General features: G+C 31.8%; 13 protein-coding genes. 6 read left to right on the top strand and 7 right to left on the bottom strand.

The genetic code is table 11. The annotated features are described in order from the left end of the window. Positions 1 to 9 precede the first annotated feature (9 nt). Positions 10 to 300: a hypothetical protein gene (locus tag PMT9312_RS05720; protein ID WP_011376661.1), complete on the top strand. Its 291-nt coding sequence runs from the start codon at positions 10 to 12 to the stop codon at positions 298 to 300. 10 nt (positions 301 to 310) lie between these two features. Further along, a complete protein-coding gene (locus PMT9312_RS05715) occupies positions 311 to 2083 on the top strand; it encodes an ABC transporter ATP-binding protein (RefSeq protein ID WP_011376660.1) in 1773 nt (590 codons plus the stop codon). Between the two features lie 15 nt (positions 2084 to 2098). On the opposite strand, the gene psbP is transcribed toward PMT9312_RS05715, so the two are convergent. Further along, positions 2099 to 2656, bottom strand: coding sequence for a photosystem II reaction center PsbP (gene psbP / locus PMT9312_RS05710; protein WP_011376659.1), 558 nt, complete (start codon positions 2654 to 2656; stop codon positions 2099 to 2101). 103 nt (positions 2657 to 2759) lie between these two features. On the opposite strand from psbP, the gene recR reads away from it, so the two are divergent. Next, on the top strand, positions 2760 to 3359 hold the full coding sequence (recR, locus tag PMT9312_RS05705; RefSeq protein WP_011376658.1) for a recombination mediator RecR: 600 nt from the start codon (positions 2760 to 2762) through the stop codon (positions 3357 to 3359). 3 nt (positions 3360 to 3362) lie between these two features. Continuing rightward, entirely contained in the window at positions 3363 to 4262 is a 900-nt protein-coding gene (gene lipA, locus PMT9312_RS05700) for a lipoyl synthase (protein WP_011376657.1), read from the top strand. Here lipA and PMT9312_RS05695 read toward each other — a convergent pair. From PMT9312_RS05695 to lysA, 6 genes are read right to left on the bottom strand one after another with little or no spacing between them, the layout of a single operon-like run. Beyond that, on the bottom strand, positions 4259 to 4759 hold the full coding sequence (locus PMT9312_RS05695; protein ID WP_011376656.1) for a hypothetical protein: 501 nt from the start codon (positions 4757 to 4759) through the stop codon (positions 4259 to 4261). The two genes, lipA and PMT9312_RS05695, sit on opposite strands and share 4 nt — an antisense overlap. Before the next feature lie 11 nt (positions 4760 to 4770). After that, positions 4771 to 5703, bottom strand: coding sequence for a rhodanese-related sulfurtransferase (locus tag PMT9312_RS05690; protein ID WP_011376655.1), 933 nt, complete (start codon positions 5701 to 5703; stop codon positions 4771 to 4773). Continuing rightward, positions 5700 to 6707 carry a biotin synthase BioB gene (gene bioB, locus PMT9312_RS05685; RefSeq protein ID WP_011376654.1) on the bottom strand — a complete coding sequence of 336 codons (1008 nt, stop codon included), beginning with the start codon at positions 6705 to 6707 and terminating at the stop codon, positions 5700 to 5702. The genes PMT9312_RS05690 and bioB overlap by 4 nt, the downstream gene beginning before the upstream one ends. Before the next feature lie 6 nt (positions 6708 to 6713). Further along, positions 6714 to 7517, bottom strand: a complete 804-nt coding sequence (locus PMT9312_RS05680; protein ID WP_011376653.1) for an isoprenyl transferase — start codon at positions 7515 to 7517, stop codon at positions 6714 to 6716. A gap of 3 nt (positions 7518 to 7520) precedes the next feature. Continuing rightward, positions 7521 to 8426 (bottom strand): diadenylate cyclase CdaA, encoded by a 906-nt coding sequence (gene cdaA / locus PMT9312_RS05675; protein ID WP_011376652.1) that lies wholly within the window; start codon positions 8424 to 8426, stop codon positions 7521 to 7523. 28 nt (positions 8427 to 8454) lie between these two features. Next, a complete protein-coding gene (lysA, locus tag PMT9312_RS05670; RefSeq protein ID WP_011376651.1) occupies positions 8455 to 9828 on the bottom strand; it encodes a diaminopimelate decarboxylase in 1374 nt (457 codons plus the stop codon). 88 nt (positions 9829 to 9916) lie between these two features. Between lysA and rimI the strand changes: the two genes are divergently transcribed. After that, a complete protein-coding gene (gene rimI / locus PMT9312_RS05665; RefSeq protein WP_011376650.1) occupies positions 9917 to 10357 on the top strand; it encodes a ribosomal protein S18-alanine N-acetyltransferase in 441 nt (146 codons plus the stop codon). A 179-nt stretch (positions 10358 to 10536) separates the two neighbouring features. Then, the gene (locus PMT9312_RS05660) at positions 10537 to 13065 is read left to right on the top strand and encodes an ATP-dependent Clp protease ATP-binding subunit (RefSeq protein ID WP_011376649.1); all 2529 of its coding nucleotides are present in this window, start codon (positions 10537 to 10539) and stop codon (positions 13063 to 13065) included.

Raw genomic sequence — 13065 nt, 5'->3', positions numbered from 1 at the left:
TAATAGATAATGAAAGCAAGCAAATATAAATTCTTTATTTTGTTGAATTTAATGATTTTATTCAACTCTTTTAATCAATATTTGGCTCAAACAAAAAATAATTCAATCATCAAATTATTTTGTATTCAGAGTGTTAAAGAGGAGATGATGAAAGCAGAAATGGTATATAGTGAAGAAATTGCAAATGAAACTTGTGAATGTTACTACAAAGAATTCACGCAAACTGCAAGTCATCAAGATGCAAAAACAAAATGTAAATTAGAAACTAAAGAAAGTTTAAATCATAATAGGAAAATTTAATTGCGATCTTATGAGGTCTAAGAACAATCAAAATCCAATAATTAGACTTTATTTGAATCTTATTGAAGAAAGAAGATTACTATTTTTTGCTTTTTTTAGTTCCATAATTAATAAAATATTAGATTTAGCCCCCCCTGTAATAATTGGTCTTGCAGTGGATATCGTTGTAAAAGAACAGAATTCATGGATTTCTGGTTTTGGGATAAAAGCAGTTCCAGCACAATTAATTTTTCTTGCATTTGCATCAGGAATAGTTTGGTCTGGTGAATCTTCTTTTGAATATTTATATTCGATTTTATGGAGAAATTTGGCTCAGCTATCGCAACATAAACTAAGAATAAAAGCTTATGAGCATATACAGGAATTAGATATGGATTTTTTTGAAAATGATAATACTGGAAGACTATTATCTATTTTGAATGATGATATAAATCAACTCGAGAGATTTCTAGACCAAGGGGCTAATCAGATTATTCAGTTATTTATAACTGTGTTAATAATTGGGGGCACTATGATTTTTGTTGCCCCAAAAATTGCTTTGTTTGCTTTCTTTCCTATTCCAATCATATTTTTAGGATCAATTAAATTTCAAAGGAAGCTCGCTCCAAAATACAGAGATGTAAGAAATAAAGCTGGGCTGTTGGCATCAAGACTTAATAATAATTTAAGTGGAATTCTGACCATTAAAAGTTTTACTAAGGAAAAATGGGAACTAAATAGATTAAATAAAGAAAGTCTCGCTTATCAAAGAAGTAATAAGGCTGCGATAAAATTATCTTCAGCTTTTATCCCTCTTATAAGATTTGCAATATTATTTGCCTTTATAGCAATTCTACTAATTGGAGGTTTCCAAACTTGGAATAAGACACTTAATGTAGGTACTTATAGTTTCTTAGTATTTATTACACAAAGACTATTATGGCCTCTAACTACTTTGGGACATGTTTTAGATGATTTTCAGAGATCTATGGCATCAATAGATAGAGTAATTGATCTCATAGATACACCTATAAAAATAAAAGATGGGAAAATAAAAATTGAACCTAAAGATATTAAAGGAGAAATTATTTTTAATAATGTAAATTTTAATTATCCTGGACGAGATTTAACTTTAAAAAACATAAATTTCAAAATTGAAAAAAACTCAACATTAGGAATTGTTGGTTTAACAGGTTCTGGGAAAAGTACAATAATAAAACTTCTTCTTAGGATTTATGATAGTAATAATGGCTCAATAACCTTGGATGACATTTCTATTAAAGAAATAAATTTGAGGAATTTAAGAAAGTGCATATCTTTAGTAAGTCAAGAAACTTATTTATTTCATGGCAGCGTACAAGAAAATATTGCTTATGGCTCAATTAACCCAAGTTTTAAAGATATCATTAAAGCGTCAAAGATTGCTGAAGCTCATAAATTTATTGAACAATTGCCAGATGGTTATAAAACTATAGTAGGAGAAAGGGGGCAAAGGCTCTCAGGAGGTCAACGCCAAAGAATTGCCTTGGCTAGAGCTGTTTTAAAGGATGCTCCAATATTAATATTAGATGAGGCTACGGCCTCAGTTGATAATGAAACAGAGGCTTTAATTCAAAAATCATTATCTAAAATTACAAAAGAAAGAACCACTATAGTAATAGCTCATAGATTAAGCACTATAAAAAATGCGGATAATATTATTGTTATTGATAAGGGTAAAATAGTTGAAAGTGGAAAACATGAAAAACTATTAGATCAGAACAAAATATATGCTGATTTGTGGATTGTTCAATTAGGAATCTAGTATAGAATTTCTAAACTATATTAAAAATTTAAATGACTCAATTACATTACTAAACATGCCGTCAACTTTATTCCATCTCTCTTCATTTGTTCCCACAGCAAAAGTGTAAAGTGTTCCTCTATCAATTACGACAGTAGCTAATTCGTGTCTGGCCTTTTCATTTAAATTTAATTCATACTCTAAATCATAGAAAATATGATTGGATGCCTCCCTCTGATTGGCATTTATAAGTTTTACATTTCTACCTGAACCTTCGGGAGCAATTACTTTATCAATTAATGTTTGACCTACTTCACTTGGGCTTCCTAATTGCTCTAATTGAACCTCTTTATTTACATCAGAAATAACTAAACTTAAGGTCTCATTACTATTTATTAAGTCATGATAAATAATTTCAGGTCCTCCATCGACTTTTACTCTCGTCCATCCTGTTGGATACAAAAAGGCATATCTTCCATCTGGACTTTGATAAGCTTCTAATCCCGCATTGAGTCCGCCACTACAAGCACTAAGTGTTAAACACAAAAAAATCAAAAATAAATATTTGAAAGGGTTAAATTTAATATTTTTCATTTTGTTTGAAATTACTAATTAAAAACATAATAAGACATTAAAAGCAAACAATTATGGCAATTCATAATTTTGCGTCTAAATTATCCCTAGAAATAGTTTAATTTTGATTACTTATACCAAACCGCTTTCAAAATTAATTGGTCATTTTGAGAAATTCCCAGGGATTGGTCCAAGAACAGCGCAACGATTAGCCCTGTTTGTTTTAAAACAACCTGAAAGTACAATAAGAGATTTTTCAAAGGCTCTGTTAGAAGCACATAGTAATGTTGGTCGTTGCAAAAAATGTTTCAATTTTACTTCAGAAGATGAATGTGAAATTTGTAAAAATACTGAAAGAAATCAAAAACTAATCTGTGTAGTAGCAGAAACTAAAGATTTGCTTGCTTTGGAGCGCGCCAGAGAATTTAAAGGTGTTTACCATGTTATTGGTGGTTTAATATCTCCAATGGATTCTGTTGGTCCCGAACTCTTAGAAATAAGAAGTTTGGTAGAAAGAGTTAGTAAATCTGAAATAGATGAGATCATATTGGCATTGACCCCCAGTGTTGAGGGAGATACAACAAGTCTTTATATTGGAAAATTGTTAGCTCCTTTTACTAAAGTTACGAGGATTGCATATGGCCTACCAATGGGCAGTGAACTTGAATATGTAGATGAAGTTACACTTGCAAGGGCGTTAGAAGGAAGAACAAAACTTAATTAGACAATGAGAGACAATAATCTAATCAAGAAAGAAAAAATCTTAAGACTTCCCTCTTGGATTAAATTTCCTATTAGTAAAGCTTCAGAATTCGAAAAAATACAAACACTCATCAAAAAATCAAATTTTCATACTATTTGTGAAGAAGCAAGATGTCCTAATAGAGCAGAATGTTATGCCTCAGGAACAGCCACTTTCTTACTGGGTGGATCGATATGTTCTCGTTCATGTGCTTTTTGTCAGGTAAATAAAGGTAGACCTAGTTCTGTCAATATTGATGAATGTACTCAAGTCGCTGAAGCAGTGAAAGTACTAAATTTAAAATATGTTGTTTTGACATCTGTAGCTAGAGACGATCTCCCTGATCATGGTGCAAATTTATTTATATCTACAATTGATGAGATCAGAAAAATTGATTCAACAATTAAAATAGAGGTTTTAACTCCTGATTTATGGGGTGGGGGCAAAAATTTTGATGAAACTAATAACCTTCAGACTGAGAGATTGAAGATGATTTTAGAAAAAGATCCAATATGCTTTAATCATAACCTTGAAACTGTTGAAAGACTGCAAAAAGAAGTTAGGAGGGGTGCAAATTACAAAAAATCCCTTAGTTTACTAAAAAAGTCAAAAGATATTGCTCCTCATATTCAAACTAAATCAGGCATTATGTTAGGTCTTGGTGAAACATTGGATGAAATAAAAAATACAATTCATGATCTTAAAAAAATAGATTGTGATCAAATTACAATTGGCCAATATTTAAGGCCCTCATTCAATCATTTGGAAGTTAAGAAATATTGGGATCCATCAGAGTTTGAATATTTATATCGCTTCTCTAAGGAATTAGGATTCAAAAAAGTATCTTCTGGCCCTTTAGTTAGAAGCAGTTATCATGCGGGTTAACTTTTTTCAATTAAAGAGAGTTTCTTTTCAAATTTTTTCAATATGGAAATACATTCCCCGTTCATAAGTGTACCTGCACCTCCCCAAACCAATCTTAATAAAAGATCTACTGGGCTAGAACCAACTTCTTTTACAATTTTGAATCCTATTAACTTGAAATATCTTACAAGTTTTTTACTATATCCTTCACTATCAAAAATAGCTAAAAGTCTTACTTTGTTGCTTGATTTTTTTTCAATTGCCCAAGCCATTGTTGTTGCCCATATTAATTCCGAAACAAAAGCAGGAGCCTTACTAAGGATTCTTAATGTATCAAGCTGAATACCTTGTTTATTTAAATAAGTCCAACCTTTCATTTCTGCCCAAATCTTAATTATGTTATCTTTCTGTTCTGCTATAACGATTCTAAAGAAACATAATCCCAGAGTTTCTCTAACTTGAATTTTAATTAATAATCCAATGTTACCTGCTAATTTTTCTAATTCTTCAACTTTCATGATTTTGAAAATTAGTCCTTAAAGATTTTATGATTTCCCACTTTTAATCTATCGATTTGTTTTTGTCTTTCTTCAAATCTTTTCCTATCATCATCACTGAATTGGTCTATGCAGAAATGACATTGGATACCCTTTCTATATTCTTTTCTTTCTTGATCTTGAATTGAAACTGGCATTCCACATGCATGACAAATTGAGTAGGAGCCTTTTTCTAATTCTTGATCTAAAGCAACTCTTTTATCAAAAACATAACATTCACCTTCAAATAAGTTTTTTTCTTTTGGTATATCATCTAGGTATTGAAGGATGCCCCCTTGTAGGTGATAAATATTTTTATAACCTTTCTTTTTAAGCAAACTAGTAGCTTTTTCACATCTTATTCCTCCGGTACAAAACATTGCTATATTTGTAGACTCTTTATTTTCTAAATGGGTATCTAATTGATCATCTACCCACTTGGGGAATTCGCTAAAGTTTCTTGTATTTGGGTTTATAGAGTTCTGAAATGTACCTACAGAAACCTCATAATGATTTCTAGTATCAATGACTATTGTATTTTGATTTTTAATTAACTTATTCCAATTAGCTGAGTCAATATAGGTCCCATTATTTTCTGAAGGGTTTATTTCAGGGACACCCATGGTAACTATTTCTTTCTTGATTTTTATTTTTAATTTTTTGAAGACTTTCTTTTTTGAAAAGTTTACTTTAATATTTAAATTTCTATTATCTGCATATTTATTAAGTAAATTGATCACAATATCAATTACATTTTTCTCAGCACAAATAGTTCCATTAATGCCCTCACTTGCAAAAATTAATAATCCTGAAAGATCGTTTTCATATCCGATTTCTAATAATTTACTTTTTAGATCAATAATTAAGTTTTCTTGAAATGGGAAGAAAGAGTAAAGAGAAACTATTTTATAATTTTTGCCTTTCATAAAGAAAATAATGTTTTTTCACGAGTTTCAAAATCTTTGTTAAATGATACTCCTACCTCTTTAAGAAGTTTTCTGTCTGATTGAAATGATGGATTTGAAGTTGTGAGTAACTCATCTCCATAGAAAATTGAATTTGCCCCACATTGAAAACATAAAATTTGGGCTTCTTTTGAAAGCTTCTCTCGCCCTGCACTTAATCTTATTTTACTTTTAGGCATAAGAATTCTTGCCGTAGCTATCATCCTTATCATTTCAATCGAATCAATTTCTTGATTATCTTCTAAACCAGTACCTTCAATAGCTACTAATGAATTTATAGGAACACTTTCAGGGTGTGGATTCATGTTTGAAAGTACTTCCAAAAGGGATGCTCTATCGCCATTAGTTTCACCCAAGCCTATTATCCCTCCACAACAAACATTTATTCCTGCATTCCTTACTCTTTTTATAGTATCTAGTCTATCTTGATAAGTTCTAGTAGTAATAATATTTTTATAATGCTCAGGACTAGTATCAAGATTGTGGTTATAAGCGGTCAAACCTGCATCAGCCAGCCTGGAAGCTTGTTCTTCTGTAAGCATCCCAGCAGTAACGCATGCTTCCATCCCTAAATCTCTTACACCGCTAACCATCTCTAACATTGCATTAAAAGATTTCCCATCTCTAATTTCTCTCCACGCCCAACCCATACAAAATCTATCTGCGCCCTCATTTTTTGCTATTTTAGCTCTTGCCATAACCTCCTCAACTTGAAATTGTGGATGACTTTTGATTTCGCTAGCACTATAAATTGATTGGCTACAGTACGAACAATTTTCCTCACATCCACCAGTTTTTACGCTGAACAAAGATGCTAATTGAATGTTGTATTTGTTAAATTTCCTGTGAACAGTTTGTGATTCCCACATTAAATCAATAAGAGGCATATCAAGTATTTCCAATATCTCCTCTTTATTCCAATCGAACCTAATTTCTTTTAATAACTGATTATTCGAATTAGGCATTTTTTATTAGATAGAATATTGAGAATCTTCAAAAGATTCATTTGGTAATGATTCTATACCGCCGAAACGTCTATTTCTTGATTGGTAATCAATTATTGCTTTAAGAAATTCATGCTCATTGAACTCTGGCCAAAGTACGTCAGATATATAAATTTCTGAATATGCTAATTGCCATAAAAGAAAATTACTGATCCTTTTTTCGCCACTAGTTCTTATTAGTAATTCTGGATCCTTTATCCCTCCAGTTAATAGTTCTGAATTAAATAATTCTTCATTAATTTCACTTGGTTTTATTTCCCCAGAAGAAGATTTTAATGCTAGTTCTTTTGCAACTTTTACGATTTCTTGTCTACCGCCGTAATTAACACAAACATTGAATAAAAATTTATTGTTGTTTTTAGTAAGTGATTCTGAACTAGAGATTATTTCTTTTAAATTTTTTGGGAAAGGAGTTAAATCTCCAATAAATTTTATTTTTGTTGATTCTTCATGTATCTCTTTAATTTCGTTTTTTAAAACTTCGCTAAATAGATTTATAAGAAAATTAACTTCTTTTGTTGGTCTTGTCCAATTCTCAGTTGAAAAAGCATAAACAGTAATTACCTTACAACCTAAATTTTTGGCAGCTTTGAGGATTTTTTTTAATACACTAACGCCCTGTTTATGTCCAAATGATCGGGGTAAACCTTTTCTAGTCGCCCATCTCCCATTGCCGTCCATAATTATTGCTACATGTTTTGGCACTTTTTGCTTATCTATTTTAATGGATAAGTCATTATTTTTATTGTCTATTATTTTCTCTAAACTCATTAGTTAATCCTTTTTGGCGGTAATGATTTCTGATTTATTGGACTCTTCTTCATTGATATCACTAATAATATCACTTGGATTTGTCTTTTGGGACAAAGCATTTTTACTTAAAGATGTTTTATTTATTCCTATTGAGTTTTGATTCCCTATTAAATTTACAAGAAGTTCTTGTAATCTACTACTGGTAATTGGTCTTTCAAGTTTCCCTTGGTTTGCTAATGATAATGTACCTGTTTCTTCAGAAACAACAATGCAAATACACCTGTCAAATCTTTCTGTAATTCCCAATGCAGCTAAATGTCTTGTGCCGTATCTGCTGATTCCTTGTCTTGAGAGCGGAAGTATTACACCAGCAGATATTATTTTGTTACCTTTCACAAGAACTGCTCCATCGTGTAAAGGCGTATCTGTTGCAAAAAGATTTATTAAAAGGTCAGTTGATAATTGTGCCTGAATATTTGTACCTGAATATAAAAAATCTTCAGGCCTTAAATCACTCCCCAAATCCACAACGATTAAAGCACCTCTCCTATTCTGAGAAAGTTTACCTGCAGTATCAACTAACTGAGTAATAGTAGTGGATGTTGCCCTAAATTCCTTTGTTGGATTTCCTAGTAATACAGCTAACCTGCCAGTGCCTAATAATTCCATTAATCTTCTTAGCTCTCCTTGCCAAAGAATTGCTAAAGAGAGAGAGCAAGCTAGAACTACAGCATCAATTAATTTTGATGTTAATGGAAGATATGCATATCTTTGAATAAACCATGCGGATGAGACTAAAAATAAATATCCCCTTAAAAGCCATAATGTCCGCTGTTCTTTTACTCTAGAAAATAATAAAAGTCCGAAACCGACAGCGAATAAAACATCTAATAAAAGCTTTAAATTTATAATCCCCCAGAAATTCACATTAAAAACAAATTTAATTTAAATGTACCTAATTTTGTTTGAGAAAGCGATCAGGCAAGACATCATATTTTAAAAGATCAAATGGACTTTCTCTTTTTTGAATGATTTCTGCTTCACCATTACAAACTAAGAGAGCGGCAGGTCTTGGAATTCTGTTGTAGTTAGAACTCATTGAATTATTGTATGCACCAGTACCAAAAACACATATAAGATCTCCTGTTTTGCAATCTGCTAGTTCTATTTCCTTAAACAATACATCTCCTGATTCGCAGTGCTTGCCAGCAATAGTATATTTATTTTTGGAATTAATATTAAAGGGATTACTTACCAAACATGCAGAATAATTCGATTGATATGTTATTGGTCTTGGATTGTCACTCATGCCACCATCAACTGACAAATACGTTCTGATCCCGGGGATTTCTTTAAAGGCACCTATTTTGTAAATTGTTATTCCTGCTGTAGATACGATAGATCTTCCAGGCTCACACATCAATGTAGGTAAATCTAAATTGTGTTTTTTACAAGCTTTAACAACGGATGTGGAAATTGTTTTTACCCATTCATCAATTGAAGGAGGATCGTCATTCTCTGTATATTTAATACCTAAACCTCCACCTAGATTCAATTTTTGAATATTATGGCCAAATTTTTTGGCATCTAAAATAACATTTACCATTATTTCTCCCAGATCCTTGTGTGGGTCTAATTCAAAAATCTGGGAACCAATATGAGCATGTAATCCTTTTAATTTTAAATGTTTTGTATTATTGATTCTGTCAAATAAAATATTTAAATATTCAATTCCGAAACCAAATTTGCTATCAAATGATCCCGTTCTTATGTATTCATGTGTATGGCATTCTATTCCGGGAGTAAAGCGAATCATTATTTCTAAATCACGATTAAATGAATTTGAAATGCCCTCTAATCTTTCTAAGTCATAATCATTATCTACAATTACTTGAATATTATTTCTAACTGCAAACTCTATCTCTTTGTCTGATTTATTGTTACCATGAAAAACAATTTTTTCATTTGGTACCCCACCTTTAAGAGCAGTTAATAGTTCTCCTTCTGAAACCGCATCAAGTCCTAATCCTTCTGAGGAAACAAGGTTACTCATAAAGATAGAACTATTTGCCTTCGAGGCATATATTGGCAGAGATTTCCCTGGGTAATATTTTTCCAAGGCATTTTTGTAAGCTCTACATGAGTTTCTTAAAGTGATTTCATCCAATATATAAAGAGGAGAATCATATTTTTTAACTAATTCTTCAATAGAACATCCACCAACTGATAACTTCCCATCATTTCCAATGGTTGTAGTAATAGGTACAATATTTTTATTAGGACTTTTGAGGTCAATCTTTTTTTTTAAAAAGGATTTTTTTTCTTCCATGGGAGAATTTCAAGTAGAGTTATTCTAAAATTGTCATATATATAATGACTTTAATTTCAAATTTTTTAAGTTTTATATTTATTATAAAATGATATCCATTAAAGATATAAATGAGAAAGATATTGATTTATGTTATGAATTAGATTCAAATACAATTTCTTTGTGGAGTAAAAAGCAATGGGCTAACGAATTTAAAAAAGAAGGTATAAAAGTCTTTGGGTTATTACTGTCAAATTTAGTAATAGGGATATGTGTTTTTCATGTGGTTCTTGATGAAGCGCAAATAAATTTTTTTGTAGTAAATCAGAAATATAGGGAAAGAGGTTTTGGATCTTACCTTATGAGCTATTTAATAAAACAATGTGAAAAATTAAATATAAATAAATTATTTTTAGAAGTCTCCCAGACTAATGTCGTGGCTGAGAAATTTTATAGTAGATTTGATTTTTGTACTGTAGGAATAAGAAGAAATTATTATAAAGACGGTTCAGATGCTTTATTAAAAGAAAAAAAATTAACAACCAAATAATTTAAAAATTTAATTGTGCGGATAACCAGAATGCTTGAAATTACTATAATTTATTGCTATATCATTAAAAAAGTTAAATTTAATTCAATAAAATATACTTTTGGGTATTCACAAAAGCTCATTCTGAACACAAAATTGACATATTACTGGTAGGTTATTAGTAGGATTTTAATCTTCTAATGTTTGAAAGGTTTACAGAAAAGGCTATAAAAGTCATTATGCTTGCCCAAGAGGAAGCGAGAAGACTTGGTCATAATTTCGTTGGAACAGAACAGATTTTATTAGGTCTAATTGGTGAGGGTACAGGAGTTGCGGCAAAGGTTCTTAAATCACTAGGTGTCAATTTAAAAGATTCAAGAATAGAAGTAGAAAAAATAATTGGTAGAGGTTCAGGATTTGTAGCTGTAGAAATACCCTTTACCCCTAGGGCGAAAAGAGTCTTAGAATTATCTCTTGAAGAAGCGCGTCAATTGGGTCATAATTATATAGGGACTGAACATCTTTTACTGGGTTTAATAAGAGAAGGTGAGGGCGTAGCTGCAAGGGTGCTAGAAAATCTAAGTATTGATCTCACTAAAGTGAGAACTCAAGTCATAAGGATGCTTGGTGAAACAGCTGAAGTCGGAAGTGGAGCTAATTCAAGCAAGGGTAATTTAAAAACGGCAACTCTTGATGAATTTGGAACAAATTTAACAAAGCTTGCTAGTGAATCAAAACTCGATCCAGTAGTTGGCCGTTATGCAGAAATAGATCGCGTAGTCCAAATATTAGGTAGAAGGACTAAAAATAATCCCGTTCTTATCGGTGAACCTGGCGTAGGTAAAACTGCTATTGCAGAGGGTTTAGCTCAAAGAATACAGCTAGGAGATATTCCTGACATACTTGAAGATAAAAGAGTTTTAACTCTTGATATAGGACTCTTGGTCGCTGGAACAAAATATAGAGGAGAATTTGAGGAAAGATTGAAAAAGATAATGGAAGAAATTAAATCTGCCGGTAATGTAATACTTGTTATAGATGAAGTGCATACTTTAATTGGTGCTGGAGCTGCTGAAGGTGCTATAGATGCAGCAAATATTCTGAAGCCAGCCTTAGCCCGAGGAGAACTCCAATGTATTGGAGCAACAACACTCGATGAATATAGAAAACATATTGAAAGAGATGCCGCTCTAGAGAGAAGATTCCAACCTGTAATGGTTGGTGAACCATCTATTGAAGATACGATCGAAATCTTAAAAGGTCTTCGAGAACGTTATGAACAACATCATCGCTTAAAAATTACTGATGAAGCTTTAGAAGCTGCAGCGCACCTAGGAGATCGATATATATCCGATAGGTTCTTGCCCGATAAAGCTATAGACCTTATCGATGAGGCAGGAAGTAGAGTACGTTTAATAAACTCTAAACTTCCACCTGAAGCAAAACAAATAGACAAAGAACTGAGACAAATTCAAAAACAAAAGGAAGAATCTGTCAGAGATCAAAATTTTGATCAAGCTGGCCAATTAAGAGAAAAGGAGATCGAATTATCTGCAAAAATTAAAGAGGTTCTTGAAAATAAAAAAGAATCTACAACTGAGGATGAATCTAGTGTTGATACAAACTCAGTAAAAAATGATTCAAAACTTTTACAAAACCCTATGGTTAATGAAGAGGACGTAGCACATATTGTTGCATCTTGGACTGGTGTACCTGTTCAAAAATTAACTGAAACTGAATCAGTCAAGCTACTCAATATGGAGGAAACACTTCACCAAAGGCTAATTGGACAAGATGAAGCTGTAAAAGCTGTTTCTAGAGCTATCAGAAGAGCAAGAGTTGGTTTAAAAAATCCAAATAGGCCCATCGCAAGTTTTATCTTTTCAGGACCTACTGGTGTAGGAAAAACTGAATTGACTAAATCATTAGCTTCCTACTTCTTCGGTAGCGAAGAAGCCATGATTAGATTAGATATGTCAGAATTTATGGAAAGACATACTGTTAGTAAACTTATAGGTTCCCCTCCGGGATATGTCGGTTTTAATGAAGGTGGTCAACTTACTGAGGCGGTTAGAAGAAGACCTTATACCGTTGTTTTATTTGATGAAGTAGAGAAAGCTCATCCAGATGTATTCAATTTGTTATTACAACTTCTTGAGGACGGTAGACTAACAGATTCCAAAGGTAGAACTGTAGATTTTAAAAATACTTTGCTAATAATGACTTCTAATATTGGTTCAAAAGTGATTGAGAAAGGTGGAGGCGGCTTAGGATTTGAGTTTTCTGGTGATTCTGTTGAAGATAGTCAATACAATAGAATTAAATCTTTAGTTAATGAAGAACTAAAGCAATACTTCAGACCTGAATTTTTAAATAGACTTGATGAAATAATTGTATTCAGGCAACTATCTAAAAACGAGGTTAAAGAAATTGCTGAAATTATGTTACAAGAGGTTTTTGCAAGACTAGAAGATAAGGGCATTAAATTAAGCGTAACTGATGCTTTCAAAGAAAGACTTGTTGAAGAAGGCTATAATCCTTCATATGGAGCACGACCCTTAAGAAGAGCTGTTATGCGATTATTAGAGGATAGTTTGGCTGAAGAAGTTCTTTCAGGAAGAATAAAAGATGGAGACAAGGCTTTAGTTGATATAGACGATAATAAAAAAGTTACAATCAATATTTCTTCTGAAGAGTCTTCTCAAGAGTTAGCAAGTGCTAACTTTTAG

Source organism: Prochlorococcus marinus str. MIT 9312 (assembly GCF_000012645.1).
Classification (GTDB): domain Bacteria; phylum Cyanobacteriota; class Cyanobacteriia; order PCC-6307; family Cyanobiaceae; genus Prochlorococcus_A; species Prochlorococcus_A marinus_L.
Note: the sequence above shows the minus strand (reverse complement) of the source record. Positions and strands in the feature narration are given on the sequence as shown.